Source organism: Streptomyces sp. NPDC005151 (genome assembly GCF_053599875.1).
The window spans coordinates 59,502-75,213 of the sequence record NZ_JBSFYR010000009.1 but is presented as its reverse complement, the minus strand read 5'-3'; the positions used below and the strand labels follow the sequence as shown (position 1 = coordinate 75,213).

The window sequence follows — 15,712 nt, the reverse complement described above, 5'->3', positions numbered from 1 at the left end:
AGGGCCGATTGACACAATCGACCTGAGTACGCGTACTCAGGCGTGGTCGTCCCCTGTGCGCTCCGTCCACAGAGGATGGCTGCGGTAATCACCGCAGGTGGCGAACTCCTCCTTGACCGCCGCCACCAGCCGCAGGTGGCGCGTCCGCCGCGCGGTGGGCTTGCGGGTGCGGTGCTTGTAGAACCACGACTCGCTCACGCCCAGGGCGTGGCATGAGACACGGTGCGGAATGCCGTGCACGGTCCTGAAGTCGCCGATGACCCCGACCGCTTGGGACGGGTCGGCCACGGCTACTTCACCCACAGGACCATGCAGCGTTTGAGGACATCACGCTCCATGGCCAGTTCCTTGTTGTCCCGCTTGAGCTGGGCGTTCTCCCGCCGCAGCCGCTCCAGCTCGTCACCGGCACCGGCCGGCGTGGTCCCGGCCCGGCGGGCCCGGGACACCCAGCTGGCCAGCGTGGTCTCGTTGATCCCCAGGTCCTTCGCGGCCTCGGCGATCGGCTTGCCAGTCTCCGTCACGATCCGTACAGCCCCCTCACGGAACTCCGGCTCGAACTTCCGTCGCTTCTCCGCCATGACTCCCAACTTCCCCTGCAGTCATGGTCTTCACGCTACGAGGGGAGGGACACTAGCGGTCACGCCCCCGTATCGACGGCGGGGCCCCGCCCTACCGACAGCCCTTCGCTGGAAACGAAGTAGAAGGCGGGCAGAACGATGAAGACGCCCAGTGCGATCAGCGGGGAGATCAGGCCGCCCAGCACTCCGGCGACGGCGTAGGCCAGCGCTCCGGCCCAGGAACGGAGGCGGCCATGCGGCACATAAGTGGGCTCGACCTCCGGGTCCATAAGCTCGGGGTGGCGGCCGAGGTGGTGATAGAGGACTACCCAGCTCAGACACATCACCGATGCAAGGGACGCGTAAAGGACGACCGCCACCCGCGCATCCGCGCCGGAGACGTCGGACCGCAGCGCATCGGCGACCACGCCTGTGGGGAAGGCGAGCGCCGCCGTGGTGAACAGCACAAAGAAATTGGCCGCGTGCAGACCCCGGTCCATGCTGCGGATCCGCACGAAGGCCTGGTGATGGTTGAGCCAGATAACGGCGACATAGCTGAAGGACGCGAAGTAGCCGACGTAAGCGGGCCATTGCGACACAAGAGCGTGCGCGAGCTGGCCGGGCCGGTGCGCGGGGGCGGCCAGGCCGAGCACCAGGATGGTGACCGCGATCGCGAAGACGCCATCGCTGAAGGCCTCGGCACGGGCCGTCTCCGAACGGGAGAACCGCCGGGCCGGAACGCGGTGTTGAAACATTGCGGTTCCTCGGATCGTTGGGTCGCGGGGGCGACGGGGTCGTTCGGGCCGGTGGGTCAACGCCCGCCGGACGGCTGACCCCATATAAGCGCAGCCACTGCCCGCCGCGCGAAGCGCCGTGCACTGCGTTGCCTCCGATGCAGGCCCGCCCGGTGCTCAGTTCGATGGCGGTGACGTAGGGGAAGTGCTCGGTCCGGTCGCCTGCCGTACGGTCCGCGTCCGCTCGGCGGCGATCGTGCGGTGACTCGGGCACGTGGCAACCCTGTCACATTGCCACCGCCGTCGGCAGCGGTCCGGCCGCCGACGAAGCACCACCCGCCGCTCCTACGGCGGGCGAGGTTGCCGTAGGCCCTGGCGAGGCCGAGCGCGCACGTTGCGGCGGTGACCGCCTCGTCATGACGGCGTTCGCACATCCAATAGGCCCATGCGAGGTAGTTACGGTGGGTGGCTTCCAGTACGGCGTCGCCCAGTGACGCACCGGCCTCGGCGGCGCGTTGGTAGATCTCGCTCCAGCGGCCCCACGACACCCAGTGGTCGGAGAACCAGTGCATCGCTTCCGCGACCTCGGTGACCCTGGCGTGCTCGCCGACCTCGGCGGCCTCGCGGAAGGCCGCCAGCCAGTTGTCGCTCTCCGCCTTGATCCAGCGCAGTGCCTGCTCGCGGTCGTCCAGAGCGACCAGGCGGGTGGGGTCCGGCGACGGCGCACCGTAGTCCGGCTCGTACCAGCGGCCGGCGACCTGCTTACTGGCGGACTGTGATTCCGTCCGCGCGGGCCTGGTCCTCCAGATCGGCGGAGAGCCCGCGCAGCGCCGCGTATCGGGCCAGGGGACTCATGGGCAGATCGGTCATGTCCCATGGGTCGATGAAGTCGAGGGCGCCGCCCTCGGTGAGCACGCGGTCAGCGCGAGAACGACGACCAAGGCGTGCCGCACACCGCGCGGATCGAGCACCGCGGCCAGCCGCTTCAGCATGCCGGAAACCTCGCCGGTCTCGGCCTTGGGCTGCTCGCGCAGTTGGTCAAGGGCGGACGGGATCGGCGTTGATGCGTCGGCACGCACGGTCTTCCATCGAGGTCACGGGGCGTCGAGAAATCCATGATCTCGGAAGCCTGTGCCTGCTCTTGCTCCCGGGACAAACATACCTGACACTTCGTCATGAACCGGATGCCAGGTGACCATGCCGAAGCCCTGATTTCCGCTCTGCAAGGCGTGAGCTGTGGCGCAGCGCGCCCAAGTGGTAAGGGGAGCCACGGCTGTTCACGCCCGGAGAGCACTTCCGCTTAAGCGGATTGGAGATACGATCTTCAGACAACCTCTGGTGCAGGAGTGGTTCCTCCCGTGAAGACGACGACGAACCGGGGCGATGCCGACAGGTCGCCCGGGTTCGCGGACTCCTGTGCTGCCGCCCGCCCGGTCCTCCCCCACCGCACGTCGCTTGATGTCCGACGCCTGGCTTCCACCAGACATCGACTTATTGCCGAATCAAAGGTTTTCCATGGCTCGTTCCCCCGCGTCCACTGTCAAACCCCTTAGGGGCATTGGCCTTTGGACGACGTCTTTCGTACTCACACTCCTTGCCTTCTCAGGAGCCGTGGTGCCCATCGCAGGCGTCGGCGTGACCGCGACCGTGGCATACGTTGTGGCTTTTCTGCTGGTCTTCGCCTGCCTCGTCCACCTGTGCAGGCAGCACCGGGCGAGCGTGGCCGAAGCCATCCGCCTGGGTGCCGAGATACGTGAGCGTGAGGCGGAGGCCGCACGCCGTGATGCTGACTGGCACGCATACGTACGCAAGCAGTCCGAAGCGGCGCTCCAGGAGGCGGAGTTCCTCCTGGAGGAGCGGCTACCTGCCGCTCTCGGCAGGAGCGGGATTCCCGCATCGCGGGACAGTTCGGAGCCACTCGTTCAGGAGCTCTCCAAGCGCTTCGACCGGCTGCTCACAGATGTGTCCGATGCGATCGACAACCGCGAGGAGTCGCAGCGCATCGCGTTGGTCGAGCTGGCGAGCAGAGTCCAGACCTCCGCACACCGGATTCAGGCGACGGTCACGGGTGTGGCGGAGCGTCACCCGGGCGACGCAGACCTGCTCGAGGCCACCATGCATGTGGACCATGCGGCAACTCAGCAGGCGCGACACGCCCAGAGTCTCAAGGTTTTGTGCGGGGAGTGGCCCGGCCAGCAGTGGCAGAAGCCGCTGGCGCTGGTCGATGTGGTGCGGGCCGCCTCGGGCCGGATCGTCTCGTTCAAGCGTGTCGAGGTGACCGGTGACCCGGATGTCGGCATCACCGCATCGGTGGTCGAACCACTGATCCATCTCATCGCGGAGCTCCTCGCCAACGCGACCGAGTACTCACCGCCGAGGACCGGCGTGCCCGTCACGGTGCGGACCGTGCAGCGTGGTGCGGTCATCGAGGTGGACGATGGCGGCCTCGGCCTGGACGAGCACCGGCTGGCCGAAGCACGTGACATCGTCTCGGGCCGCCGCCTTCTCGGCGTCGGTGATGTCGGCGAGATCCCGCAGACCGGCTTCGCGGTCGTCGGCCGCTTCGCCCACCGGCACGGTCTCAGCGTCGATCTGGGTCCGTCGCCGTACGGAGGTGTCCGCGCGGTGATCCTCGTGCCGCTGGAGCTCCTGAAGACCCTCGCGCCCGCCGGAGCGCCCGGCGGGCGGGTGCATTCCACGCCGCCGCCGGCTCCGCCGTCACCATCACCGGCCGCGCCCTCCGCCGACGTCACCCCGGCCGCCCCCGACCGCACCGTTCCTGCGCAGGCCCCGGCTCCGGCGGCCGAACCCGCCCCGTCGCCCGAGCCGCCCCGGGAGGCGGACCGGTCCGGTTCGCTCCCGCCTGCCACCGATGGTCCGGCCGCACGTCACCACCGGTTGCCCCAGCGCAGGTCTCGACGTGACGGATACGTCCCCGCGGTGGAGGAGGCGCCGATCGCTGTCACTCCGCCGGGTTCGCCGGAGAACGCCGGCGACTGGATGGAGCAGTTCTTCGAAGGCGGCCGGACCACGCCCCCCGCATCCGGCTCCGCTCCCGGTCACGACCCGCACGACCCCCCGCACGACTCCTCCGCCACCCCCGATTCCTCGGAAGGACAGATGTGAGCATGAATTACGTGGAGAACCCGGAGCAGCGTGGCTGGATGATCTCCGAAGTCGCCGCAGTGCCCGGCGTACGGCTGGCGATCGTCTTCAGTTCCGACGGTCTGCTGTTGGCCAACTCGGAGGGCATGGACCGCGACTCCGCCGACCGGTTGTCGGCGAGCTGCGCGGGTCTTCAGTCCCTCGGCCGCGGTCTCGGACGGGAGTACGGCGAGGACGGCGGCGCCGTGCACCAGCAGATGGTGGAGTTCAACGGCGGATTCCTGTTTATGCGCAGTGCCGACGGAGCACACCTCGCCGTCGTGACGGGCCCCGTGATCGACCCGAAGCTCGTCGCCCGGCAGATGCAGGCGCAGGTGATGAAGATCGGGGCGAGCAATCTCAGCAGCCCGCCGCGCCAGGGCTCCGCGTGAGCGGGCCGGGAGAGGGGTTCACGGACGGTGCGTTACGCCCGTACGTGATCACGAAGGGGCGCTCCCGGCCAACCCGTAACACGATCGGCGTCGAGACGCTCCTCGTGGCGGTGGACCCCCCACGGGCCCTCCCTGTCTCCGCGACCAGGGAAGAGATCACCCTCGTGCGCATGTGCGCGCAGCTGCTGTCCCTCGTGGAGGCCGCCGCTCATCTCGGACTGCCGGTCAGCCTGGTGAAGGTGCTGGCGTCCGACCTCGTCGACAGCGGGCATCTGTCCGCACGCTCCGGTGTTCCACGGGCCGCCCTGCCCGATAAGCAACTGCTACAGGAGGTACTGGATGGTCTCCGTCGGTTCCGCTGACCGCTACTTGCCCGACACGGTGCAGCAGGCCGTCAAGATCCTCGTCGTGGGCGCGTTCGGCGTAGGCAAGACCACGCTCGTCGGATCCGTCAGCGAGATCGAACCGCTGCGCACCGAGGAGGTGATGACGACGGCGAGCGTGGGGGTCGACGAACTGGCCGGTCTGAGCGACAAGACGACCACCACCGTCGCCATGGACTTCGGCCGTGTCACGCTCAGCTCGCGACTGGTCCTCTATCTGTTCGGTACGCCTGGCCAACAGCGGTTCTGGGATCTGTGGGAAGGGCTGGCCGAGGGCGCCCTCGGTGTGCTCGTGCTGATCGATACCCGCAGGCTGGAGGAGAGTTTCGACGTACTGGAGCAACTGGAGATCCGCGGGCTCCCGTTCGCGGTCGCGATCAATCAGTTCCCGGACAGCGAGCACTACACCGACGAGGAACTGCGCGGTGCGCTCGATCTGCTGCCCGAGACACCCATAGTGACCTGCGACGCGCGCGACCGCGCCTCATCGGTCGATTCCCTGATCAGGTTGGTGGAACACGTATCGGGCATCCATGCGGCGCGCACCCTGGAGACAGCCTCATGAGCACTCTGCCGCCGCCGGGGTGCCCGTCGCACGCAGGGCACGGCACCAAACTGCTTCCGCTGTCTGCAGTCGTCGGCTCGTCCGACCCGCATGCGGTCTACCGCAGGCTCCGCAAGGAGTGGGGCAGCGTCGCGAAGGTCGAGCTGGAGCCGGGCGTGCCTGCCTGGCTGGTGATGGGCTACCAGGAACTGCTGGTCATCACCCGGCAGGAGCAGCTCTACTCCCGCGACGCCCGTAACTGGCGCGACCTGAACGAGGGGGTCGTCTCGCCGCATTCGGGGCTCCTCCCGATGATGGGATGGCGTGCCAACGTCATCGGAGCCGACGGCCCCGAACACCGGCGGCTGCGCAAGCCTCTCGACGACGGGATCGCGCGGATAGACCAGCGCAGGGTGCGTCGTGAGGTGGAGGCGTTGTGCACGGATCTGATCGCGTCGTTCTCCGAGCGTGGCAGCGCTGATCTGGTCAACGAATACGCCACGATCGTGCCGATGCTGTCGCTCGCTTCGTTGTTCGGCCTGGACAGCGAAGAGGGCCGGGAACTGCTCGACGCGCTCATCGCACTGTTCGGCAGCGCGGGGGACTCCCAGGCCGGAAACCGCAACTTCGAGCAGATCCTGCTCGATACGGTGCGCGAGCGGCGGAGCAATCCGACCGACGACATGACGACGGTCTTCATCAACCACCCCAACCTGCGCAACGAGGCGGAGCGCCTGCAGTCCATCGTCGTGATGATCTCCGCAGGAAATGAGACGGTCACCGCCTGGATCTCGCACACGCTCCGGCTTATGCTCACCGATCCGCGATTCGCCGCCCGCCTGCACGGCGGGAGGCTCGGAGTGGATGACGCGCTCGACGAGGCACTGTGGCGCGATCCCCCCATGAACAACATGCCCGCCCGGTACGCGCTTCACGACACCGAGCTGGGAGGCCAGCACATCCGGCGCGGCGACTGCCTCATCCTCGGGCACGCAGCCGCCAACGACGATCCCGAGGTCCGGCCGGACGGTGCGGACGAACGCTGGGGAAACCGCTCGCATCTGGCCTTTTCGGCCGGCCCGCATGTGTGTCCCGCACAGGTGCCCGCTCGGCTGATCACTCGTACCGCGGTGCAGACCGCTCTGCATCTGCTGCCGGACATGAGACTCGGCATTCCGGCGGACGAGGTGGCCTGGCGCCCCTCTCCCTGGACGAGGGTGCCGGTCGCACTGCCCGCGGAGTTCTCCGCGGCCCGTATACCGGCCCGTATCCCTACCAGGACGGGTCGATGAACCCTCGTATCCGACAGGACCTGCGCACGGCGGGTCCTGAGATTAGGAGCAGTTCGGCATGACGCCACATATACCTGTCATCGCTCTGGATCCTCATGGAACGGACCATCACGGCGAGGCAGCCAAGCTCCGTGAACTCGGCCCCGTGGTGCGGGTCCAGCTACCCGGCGACGTGATGGCCTGGTCCGTGACGGATCACGCCCTGCTGAATGAGATGATCGCCGACCCCCGCTTCAGCAAGGACTGGCGCAACTGGAACGCCATCATCCGAGGCGAGATTTCGGACGGCTGGCCCCTCATCGGCATGGTGAAAGTCACCAACATGGTGACCTCGGACGGCCAGGAACACCGCCGCCTGCGCAAACTCGTCACCCAGACCTTCACACCGCGCCGCGTCCAGGAACTGCGTCCCCGTATCCAGCAGATCGTGGACGACCTGCTGGATGACCTGCCTTCGCATGCCGCCGCCGACGGCAGTGTCGACCTTCGCCGTCACTTCGCGCACCCTGTGCCCATGCAGGTCATCTGCGACCTGTTCGGTGTTCCGGCCGACGAGCGTCCCCGCCTGCAGGAGCTGATGGACAACATCTTCCGCTCCGATCTGCTGCCCGAGGAGGTCAGCGCCAGCCAGATCGAGCAGTACGAACTGCTGGCGCGGGTGGTCGAAAGCCGCAGGCGTGAGCCGGGAAGCGACCTCACCAGCGCGATGATCGCGGCCCGTGCCGCGGACCCCGACGCGCTCAGCGAGGAGGAGCTGGTCGGCACTCTGCTGCTCATGCTGTCGGCAGGGCAGGAGACCACCCTGAGCCTGATCACCAATGCGGTGCGCGCGCTGCTGACCCATCCCGACCAGCGGGAGATTGCCGTACGGGGCGACGCGGACACCTGGGCGAACGTGGTGGAGGAGACGCTGCGCTGGGACGCCCCGATTGGGAACTTCCCCTTCCGCTATCCCCTTGAGGACGTCGAGATCGCCGGGGTGCGCATCCCGAAGGGGGAGGCGATCATGGCTCCGTTCAGCGCTGTGGGGCGTGACACGGCCCAGCACGGCGAGGATGCCGACCGGTTCGACATCACCCGGAAACAGCGCAAGCACCTGGCCTTCAGCAACGGCCCGCACTTCTGCCTCGGCGCGCCGCTGGCGCGGCTGGAGGCCGCGTTGGCCCTGCCCGCAGTGTTCGAGCGGTACCCGGATCTCGCGATGGCAGTCGATCCGGACGCCCTCATCGCGGTGCCGTCCCTCTTCTCGAACAGTTCCTCGACTCTGCCCGTTCAGCTCGGTATCTGACCCTGTGTGCGAGGCCCGGCGGAGCATGCCCTGACACTGTTGGTCAATTCGGGCCTGGTTGCTTCGCCCCTCGTTATGCGACGGGGCGAAGTACTGTAAGGGGGCTGGTTCGGGTGCGTGCGTGGGGTGTGCCGGTGAGCAATGCGTTGATGCGGATGAGGTTGACCGCGGCGCCGGTGAGCTGGTGTTGGAGGCCGGTCTTTGGCAGGCCGCGGTAGCGGTATCTGCGCAGGCCGCAGGCTTGCACTGCTTGGGAGATGGTCCCTTCGACCCCGGCGCGGATCTCGTAGCGGTCCTTCCACTCGTCGGTTGCCTGGAGTTTCCGGGCCTGCTGAAGTGCTTCGTATTCGTCGCGGGGCTTGACGTTGATCTCGCGGCGCTGGGCCTTCAGGGAGTTGACGCACTGCCGCAACTGGGGACAGGTGCGGCAGTCAGCCGGGGAGAACCGGACTCGGATGGTCGGCAGTCCGTCTTCCGAACGGCGCTGGTGCCACTGCCTGCTGGTGATGCCGTTGGAGCAGGTCACGTGCTGGTTGTCCCAGTCGACGGTGAACGCGTCCTGCCCGTAGGCGGCCTCACCACGAGCGTGCGGGACGAACGCCAAGGCGGAGCGCATCGCCGCGCTGGGTGCGGCGGGGACGGGCACGTACAGATCGCCGACATCTCGGCGACGGCGCCCTGCCCGGGTCGAACCAGTGCGTGGTCTGGTCGGCCAGGGACGGCGGGGCGAAGGGACGATGGAAAACCCCGGCCCACTCTCTCGCCACCTTCCAGGCGTGCGACCTGGATGCCGTGCAGTGGAGCAGGCCGACCGGGCTCCATCCCGCACGCTGCAGCAGCCGCTGCATCGGCCGGTTGGGCACGTTCGTCGAGGTGAACAGCTTCGGGCCGCCAGCAGGCGCGCACCCACACTTCGGCCACGGGCGGTCGCTGCCGCCATCAGCATCGTGACAAAGGCCTGCTCGAAGAACGTGTATTCCACCACGCAGGAGCCCAGGGGCCCGGACGCATCCCCAGCCATGGCCACCAGGCCCTGCCTGCACCACCGCCGGATGCTCGTGTGCCGCCCGTCATCGCCCTCCGCCGCGACCGGGTCGATCCGGGCCAGTACGTCCGCGTGCGACTCGCTCGCGCGACGCACAGCGAACTCCCCGAGATCCTCTGCATCCACGAGGGTCACGCTGTCAGCCCACCTCACTTCCTCGCCCGTCCGGTCGCTTATCCCGGCGCTCTGAACCCGTCGTGTCGCCGCCCCCCCATTACCGTCTTCGTTGGCTCCGCAATGGGGCCTCCGACCTTCGGGTCCCGCATGACTTCCGCCTCCTTTTGGTGATGATCCGGGGTGGTGTCACCGGGCCCGGAGGCATCGACAGACCGCTGATGAGGGGCTTGAGCACCGGCTTCACCCGAGCCGGAAGAGCTCTCCGTAACGTGGATGTGGCAGCTCGGTGCCGTGGCAGGCCGGACGAAAGCGTGAGTGGAGGGGCCTGCACGTGATCGACACCGGCGACATCGACGTCTTCCTCGGCCTGGACGTGGGCAAGGGCGAACACCAGCAAACCAGCGTTAGTAGGGCACCGTGTCGCACAAGGTCTCCGCCCAGGCAGAGGCGCCGTACTTGTTGGCCGCACGCACCGTGACGCAGATCTTGTCACCGGAGTACGGACCGGACGGCTGCCGTCACGCGCCTTCTGGCCGAGGCGCGCGCCGAGGGCGAACTGGCCGACGAAGTCGAACCGTCGGGCACCGCCACGACCTTGGTGTGCGCGTTCTTCGGGCTGTACGACCTCACCGAGGAGATGGCGGAGCATGAGGACCTCCCCGACCGGCTGCACCGGTGGCGGCTGCTGATCCTGAAGGCGTTGCAGGCACGCCCCGAGCCCGCCGCCCTGGTGGCGCGGGCCCGGGCGCATCACCGGCCGACGCCCACCGGATGAACCTCCCGGCCGAACCGTCGGTCCCGATCTCCAAAGAGACGGCCTCACCACAGCGGGCACCGCGTCCCCTCCACCGCTGAAAGAGGCCCGCTCTTGTACGAACCGCACGATCTGGACGAACTCGCCCCGGCTGAGCCATGGGCGCGGTTATTGCGGACGTCCACGACCAGACGATCGCAGCTGACCTGAGTCAGTCGGCCCCTTCGACGTACGACGCGAGGTTGGCCAGCGAGGAGGCGATCCCGGCCTCATGTACCGCTTGGTCGATGCCGGGTGGCACGTCCGTGGCAGTGACGGTCACCTCGGTCCCGTCGCCGACGGCAGCGAGGTGCCAGGTCATCGTCATGGTGCCCGCGTAGGACGGGTCGTCGGCGTCGAACACCGCCCGCTGCACCACGCGTTCTGGTGGCACCAGGTCGGCGAACCCGATATCAACGACATCCGTCGCATCTGAAGTCTTGCCGGGGCTGCCGGTGGGGTCGAGGTAGGTGAGGACCATCCGGAACCCGCCACCAGGCCGGGGATCCCACCGCTCGACCCGCCCGCGCATGCCGTCCGGCGGCAACCAAGCCTCAAGGGAGTGCCGGTCGAGGAGAGCGCCGTAGACAGTCGCCGGTGGTGCCGCGATCACCCGGCTGGCGCGATCGGTCCTGTCCATGGCCCGAGTCTAGGTGTATTGCCCTGTGAGGTTGGGGACGCGGCTGGCGGGTGGTTGGCCTTTGAGTGCGGTGTGTCCGCGGTGGTGATTGTAGGTGTACAGCCATTGGGGGAACGCATCTCGTCGTTCTTGTTCTGAGTGGTAGTAGGGCTTTGTTAGGTCCCGTGGTGTGGTTCTGGTGTCGGTGTGGATTGGCCGCATATCGAGCAGGCGCCGGTCCAGGTGGCCCGGAGGGCCTGGAGTTCGCGGAGGACCGCGTAGAGGGTCAGGCCGGCGCAGGCGCTTTTGGGTCGAGCCTGAGCATGGTGCAGAACGCCTGGGCGAGGGAGGCGAGGGTGACGTGGCGGTGCCAGCCGGGGAAGTTGCGGCCCTCGAAGTGGTCCAGACCCAGACCGTCCTTGAGCTCGCGGTAGTCGTGTTCGACGCGCCAGCGGATCTTGGCGATGCGGACCAGTTCGCGCAGCCGGGTGTCGGCAGGCAGGGTACTCAGCCAGTAGTCGGTGGGCTCGGCGGCGCCGGGCGGCCATTCGGCCAGCAGCCAGCACTCGGGCAGGGAGCCGTCGGCGGCGCGGCGGATCGTCCGGTTTGCGGGTCGGACCCGCAGCGCCAGGAACCGCGAGCGCATCTCGGCGCGGGGGTTGTGCTTCGTGGCCTTGCTTCCCTGGCGCCAGGTCACGGTTCGTGCCGCCGATCGCCCTGTGTCCAGGGCGAGTTGGCACAGAGTGGTGTGCGGGGCGGGGTAGGCCGGTCCGGGCGGGCGGCCCTGGCCGCTGTAGGGCGGGCGCTCGGGGGCGGTGCCGCCCGGGTAGGCGGTGGTGGTGCCCTTCACCGCGACGGCGTAGGCCAGGCCGCGCTCGGTCAGGCCCTCGCGGAAGCCGGTCGCGTCGCCGTATCCGGCGTCGGCGACCACCGGCAGGTCGGGCAGTTCCCAGTCCTCGCGGACCTCGTCGAGCATGTCCAGGGCCAGGCGCCACTTCTCCTTGTGCCGCTCGCTGTCGGGGATGGCCGCCTTGGCGCGTCGGCGCTGGATCGCCCCGGCCAGCAGCGCATCGCCGGTGTTCTTGGTGTCGTCCCAGCTCTCGGGCAGGAACAGGCGCCAGTTGACCGCCGAGGAGGCGCGGTCGCTGACCAGGTTGACACTGACGCCGATCTGGCAGTTGCCGCGCTTACCCAGCGCGCCGCAGTACATCCGCGCCACCCCCGGAGAGTCGTAGCCGTCCTTGGGAAAGCCCACATCGTCGATGGCGTACGCCTCCGGCGCGATGTTCGCGGCACCCCAACGAGCCAGCCGCTCACGGACCTTGGCCCAGTCCCAGGTCGAGGACGACACGAACTGCTGGAGCTGCTGGTGGTCCACGCCCAGGCGCTCGGCCATCGGCTGCATCGACTTGCGCTTGCCGTCCAGCATCAGCCCGCGCAGGTACAGCTCGCCCTTGGCCCGCTGATCCCGCTGGGCCAGAGAACCAAGCATCTCCTCCGCGAACGCCTCCAAACGCGGGCGCACCTCGTCCATCTCCCCAGGGGTCACCCTGATAGAAGATCACACGCTAAGCGACGCACGGCAGTTGGGGTACCTAACAAAGCCCTACTAGTAGGGCTTTGCGTAGGCCCATTCGTCGAGCAGGGTGCGGTTGAGGCGTTCGACTTTGCCGTTGGTCTGCGGCCGGTAGGGCTGGGTTCGTTTGTGGGTGATCCCGGCCGCGGCGAGGGTGTTGCGCCAGGTGTGGGACTTGTAGCAGGCGCCGTTGTCGGTCAGGACCCGCTCGACGGTGATCCCGCACAAGGTGAAGAATGCGTGGGCCCGTTGCCAGAAGGCGGTGGCGGTTTCCTTCTTCTCGTCGGTGCGGATCTCGCTGTAGGCGAGGCGGGAGTGGTCGTCGACGGCGGTGTGGATGTAGCTGTAGCCGGCCCTGGACCGGGTCTTGCGGCCGGCCTGGCGGCCCAGTGCTTTGTGGCCGCCGCCGTCGGGGATGTTGCCGAGCTTCTTGATGTCCACGTGCACCAGCTCCCCGTGCTCAAAAGCGGAGAGCCGGAACACAACGGTGCCCGCGCCGGACGCTGCACGCCGTCGTAGCCCGCCGCGTCACGAAGCCCCGCCGGATATCCGGCGGGGCTTCGTCGTCTCACGCGCCCTGCCAGAATCCGGCACCGGTGTGGACGACGCTCACGGCCGCGGCCGTGAGAGCGGCGACCGCGTCGATCCGCTTCACTGGTTCCCTCGGCAGCGCGGAGGGTGCTGAGATGACGAGCGAGGGCCCACAGCTGCGCGGCGTGGTCGACGAGCGCCGCGGCCAGCTCGGCCGACGCCGGTGTCCGGGCGAACCCGAACGGTTCGACGTAGACACCCCCGTACCGGCGGGCGCAGCGACGGTACGGGTACTGCACCAGCTCCGCAAAGCGGAGCGGTTCGCCGTCGTGGGTCATGACGCCCTCGGCGCCGGCGTGGGCGCGGACGACCCAGCACTCGACCGGGTGCTCGGTGTGGCTGGTGCACCAAGCCGGGCAGGAGCGGCTGACCGGGCCGTGGTCAAGGGCCGGCACCCTGACGGTGCGCGGCGCGCTCATCGGCCTGCCTGCCTCCTTCCCCGCAGCACCCCAGTGGCAGTACCCAGAGGAGGAGTGCTCGTCAAGACGGGCCCGCAGGTAGTCCGCAGACCAACCAAAGTCGTCGCCCTGCTGGACCCGCTCCAGGGCGACCCGGGCGTGCACGACGCGGTCGGGATGCGGACGGACGTCTTCTCGTGGCCGGCGCGGGGATGGCGAGTGCTTCGAGGACAGCCGCGAGGAGGCTGCCCGGCTCGGCGCTCAGGCTACGTTCTTGCATGGGTTCGGCTCCCTTGATCGGAAGGGTTTCGCCTCAAGGCCCCGGCGGTGCTGGAATCACCGGCCCGGGGCCGTTTCCTCTCACGCGTGTCTCACACACTGTGTGCGAGACGGTGGTCCAGGAGCCCCCGACCTGGACTTTATGGACTTTGAGGACACTCACGAACCACTGAGGACGACAGGTAAACTCTGGACACGTGACTGCTGTGTCTGCGAAGCCTCGCATCCCCAATGTCCTGGCCGGCCGCTATGCCTCCACGGAGCTGGCCGTCCTCTGGTCCCCCGAGCAGAAGGTGAAGCTGGAGCGCCAGCTCTGGCTGGCGGTGCTGCGCGCTCAGAAGGACCTCGGGATCGAGGTACCCGACGCCGCCCTCACCGATTACGAGCGCGTCCTCGACCAGGTCGACCTCGCCTCCATCGCCGAACGCGAGAAGGTCACCCGGCACGACGTCAAGGCACGGATCGAAGAGTTCAACGCTCTCGCCGGGCACGAGCAGGTCCACAAGGGCATGACCTCCCGGGACCTCACCGAGAACGTCGAGCAGCTGCAGATCCGGCTCTCGCTGGAGCTCATGCGCGACCGCACCGTGGCCGTCCTGGCCCGGCTCGGCAGGCTTGCGGGCGAATACGGCGAGCTGGTCATCGCCGGCCGCTCCCACAATGTCGCCGCCCAGGCGACCACGCTCGGCAAGCGCTTCGCGACCGCGGCGGACGAGCTGCTGGTGGCGTACGGCCGGCTGGAGGACCTGCTGGGCCGCTACCCGCTGCGGGGCATCAAGGGCCCCGTCGGCACGGCGCAGGACATGCTCGACCTGCTGGGCGGTGACGCCGCCAAGCTCGCCGACCTGGAGCAGCGCATCGCCGGCCACCTCGGCTTCGGACAGGCGTTCACCTCGGTCGGCCAGGTCTACCCCCGCTCGCTCGACTACGACGTCGTGACCGCACTGGTGCAGCTGGCCGCCGCGCCCTCGTCGGTCGCGAAGACGATCCGGCTGATGGCTGGGCACGAGCTGGTGACCGAGGGATTCAAGCCGGGTCAGGTCGGCTCGTCCGCGATGCCGCACAAGATGAACACCCGGTCCTGCGAACGCGTCAACGGACTGATGGTGATCCTGCGCGGCTACGCCTCGATGACGGGCGAACTGGCGGGCGACCAGTGGAACGAGGGCGACGTGTCCTGCTCCGTAGTCCGCCGGGTGGCGCTGCCGGACGCGTTCTTCGCGTTCGACGGTCTGCTGGAGACCTTCCTCACGGTGCTCGACGAGTTCGGGGCGTTCCCGGCGGTCGTGGCCCGCGAACTGGACCGGTACCTGCCGTTCCTCGCCACGACCAAGGTACTGATGGGCGCGGTGCGCGCCGGTGTCGGCCGCGAGGTCGCCCACGAGGCCATCAAGGAGAACGCGGTCGCCGCCGCTCTGGCCATGCGCGAGCAGGGCACGGAGCGCAACGAGCTGCTCGACAAGCTCGCCGCCGACGGCCGCATCCCGCTGGACCGGGAGCAGCTGGACGCGCTGATGGCCGACAAGCTCTCTTTCACGGGAGCGGCCGGCGACCAGGTCACCGCGCTCGTCGCCCGGATCGAGGAGATCACCAAGCAGCACCCCGAGGCTGCGGGATACACGCCGGGCTCGATCCTCTGACAGTCGGAACCGTCGCCGGATGACACCCGAAGAGCTCCAGGCCGCGCGCGACCGCATCGTTCCCGATGTGGTCGCGGGCGGCCTGCGCGTGCGGTTCTGCGGAATCAACCCGAGCCTAATAACGAACGCCACGGGCTACCTTTTCGCCCGCCCCGGCAACCGCTTCTGGCCGGTGCTCCTTCTCTGCACTTCACTCGAAAGGGTGACGAGGGGCATGTGGCTGGGCAGGGGACTCTCCGTTGGCGAGGGAGCGGTGGGTGTGGCTGGTGTGGCAAGCGGGTCCGGCGTCCGCTGCGGAATTAATCGGTTGTTGTCAGGCG

15 protein-coding genes and 4 pseudogenes are annotated in these 15,712 nt (G+C 68.4%); 9 read left to right on the top strand and 10 right to left on the bottom strand.

The window, feature by feature from the left end; translation table 11 throughout:
* Positions 1-36: 36 nt before the first annotated feature.
* The 4 genes from ACWD6R_RS07830 to ACWD6R_RS07815 all read right to left on the bottom strand — a co-directional run bounded on the left by ACWD6R_RS07830 (position 37) and on the right by ACWD6R_RS07815 (position 2,370).
* The gene (locus ACWD6R_RS07830) at positions 37-288 is read right to left on the bottom strand and encodes a hypothetical protein (protein ID WP_451817886.1); all 252 of its coding nucleotides are present in this window, start codon (positions 286-288) and stop codon (positions 37-39) included.
* Between the two features lie 2 nt (positions 289-290).
* Positions 291-578 (bottom strand): transposase, encoded by a 288-nt coding sequence (locus ACWD6R_RS07825; RefSeq protein WP_451817885.1) that lies wholly within the window; start codon positions 576-578, stop codon positions 291-293.
* Positions 579-637: 59 nt separating this feature from the next.
* Positions 638-1,312, bottom strand: a complete 675-nt coding sequence (locus ACWD6R_RS07820) for a TMEM175 family protein (RefSeq protein ID WP_451817884.1) — start codon at positions 1,310-1,312, stop codon at positions 638-640.
* Positions 1,313-2,157: 845 nt separating this feature from the next.
* Entirely contained in the window at positions 2,158-2,370 is a 213-nt protein-coding gene (locus ACWD6R_RS07815; protein ID WP_451817883.1) for a hypothetical protein, read from the bottom strand.
* Between the two features lie 436 nt (positions 2,371-2,806).
* Between ACWD6R_RS07815 and ACWD6R_RS07810 the strand changes: the two genes are divergently transcribed.
* From ACWD6R_RS07810 to ACWD6R_RS07785, 6 genes are read left to right on the top strand one after another with little or no spacing between them, the layout of a single operon-like run.
* Positions 2,807-4,417 carry an ATP-binding protein gene (locus ACWD6R_RS07810; protein WP_451817882.1) on the top strand — a complete coding sequence of 537 codons (1,611 nt, stop codon included), beginning with the start codon at positions 2,807-2,809 and terminating at the stop codon, positions 4,415-4,417.
* A gap of 2 nt (positions 4,418-4,419) precedes the next feature.
* Positions 4,420-4,827: a roadblock/LC7 domain-containing protein gene (locus ACWD6R_RS07805; RefSeq protein WP_266744855.1), complete on the top strand. Its 408-nt coding sequence runs from the start codon at positions 4,420-4,422 to the stop codon at positions 4,825-4,827.
* Entirely contained in the window at positions 4,824-5,189 is a 366-nt protein-coding gene (locus ACWD6R_RS07800) for a DUF742 domain-containing protein (protein ID WP_451817881.1), read from the top strand. Before ACWD6R_RS07805 ends, ACWD6R_RS07800 begins: the two co-directional genes overlap by 4 nt.
* On the top strand, positions 5,167-5,775 hold the full coding sequence (locus ACWD6R_RS07795) for a GTP-binding protein (protein WP_451817880.1): 609 nt from the start codon (positions 5,167-5,169) through the stop codon (positions 5,773-5,775). Before ACWD6R_RS07800 ends, ACWD6R_RS07795 begins: the two co-directional genes overlap by 23 nt.
* Positions 5,772-7,046, top strand: coding sequence for a cytochrome P450 (locus ACWD6R_RS07790; protein WP_451817879.1), 1,275 nt, complete (start codon positions 5,772-5,774; stop codon positions 7,044-7,046). Before ACWD6R_RS07795 ends, ACWD6R_RS07790 begins: the two co-directional genes overlap by 4 nt.
* A gap of 58 nt (positions 7,047-7,104) precedes the next feature.
* The gene (locus ACWD6R_RS07785; RefSeq protein WP_451817878.1) at positions 7,105-8,334 is read left to right on the top strand and encodes a cytochrome P450 family protein; all 1,230 of its coding nucleotides are present in this window, start codon (positions 7,105-7,107) and stop codon (positions 8,332-8,334) included.
* A 73-nt stretch (positions 8,335-8,407) separates the two neighbouring features.
* On the opposite strand, the gene ACWD6R_RS07780 is transcribed toward ACWD6R_RS07785, so the two are convergent.
* Positions 8,408-8,980 (bottom strand): transposase, encoded by a 573-nt coding sequence (locus ACWD6R_RS07780; RefSeq protein WP_451817877.1) that lies wholly within the window; start codon positions 8,978-8,980, stop codon positions 8,408-8,410.
* 1,111 nt (positions 8,981-10,091) lie between these two features.
* Here ACWD6R_RS07780 and ACWD6R_RS07775 point away from each other — a divergent pair.
* Positions 10,092-10,271: a hypothetical protein gene (locus ACWD6R_RS07775; RefSeq protein ID WP_451817876.1), complete on the top strand. Its 180-nt coding sequence runs from the start codon at positions 10,092-10,094 to the stop codon at positions 10,269-10,271.
* A 190-nt stretch (positions 10,272-10,461) separates the two neighbouring features.
* Here the strand turns inward: ACWD6R_RS07775 and ACWD6R_RS07770 are convergent, their stop codons facing one another.
* From ACWD6R_RS07770 to ACWD6R_RS07750, 5 genes and pseudogenes are all read right to left on the bottom strand, one after another.
* Positions 10,462-10,929: an SRPBCC family protein gene (locus ACWD6R_RS07770; RefSeq protein WP_451817875.1), complete on the bottom strand. Its 468-nt coding sequence runs from the start codon at positions 10,927-10,929 to the stop codon at positions 10,462-10,464.
* Between the two features lie 9 nt (positions 10,930-10,938).
* Positions 10,939-11,073: pseudogene (locus tag ACWD6R_RS07765) on the bottom strand (IS481 family transposase); the annotation flags it as partial.
* 121 nt (positions 11,074-11,194) lie between these two features.
* The gene (locus ACWD6R_RS07760) at positions 11,195-12,442 is read right to left on the bottom strand and encodes an IS701 family transposase (RefSeq protein WP_451817874.1); all 1,248 of its coding nucleotides are present in this window, start codon (positions 12,440-12,442) and stop codon (positions 11,195-11,197) included.
* Positions 12,443-12,520: 78 nt separating this feature from the next.
* Positions 12,521-12,949, bottom strand: a pseudogene (locus ACWD6R_RS07755) (DDE-type integrase/transposase/recombinase); the annotation flags it as partial.
* 227 nt (positions 12,950-13,176) lie between these two features.
* Positions 13,177-13,494: pseudogene (locus ACWD6R_RS07750) on the bottom strand (DUF6907 domain-containing protein); the annotation flags it as partial.
* A 455-nt stretch (positions 13,495-13,949) separates the two neighbouring features.
* Here ACWD6R_RS07750 and purB point away from each other — a divergent pair.
* Together purB and ACWD6R_RS07740 are read left to right on the top strand one after the other, a co-directional pair.
* Positions 13,950-15,392 (top strand): adenylosuccinate lyase, encoded by a 1,443-nt coding sequence (purB, locus tag ACWD6R_RS07745; RefSeq protein WP_451817873.1) that lies wholly within the window; start codon positions 13,950-13,952, stop codon positions 15,390-15,392.
* Between the two features lie 19 nt (positions 15,393-15,411).
* Positions 15,412-15,574, top strand: a pseudogene (locus ACWD6R_RS07740) (mismatch-specific DNA-glycosylase); the annotation flags it as partial.
* Positions 15,575-15,712 lie beyond the last annotated feature (138 nt).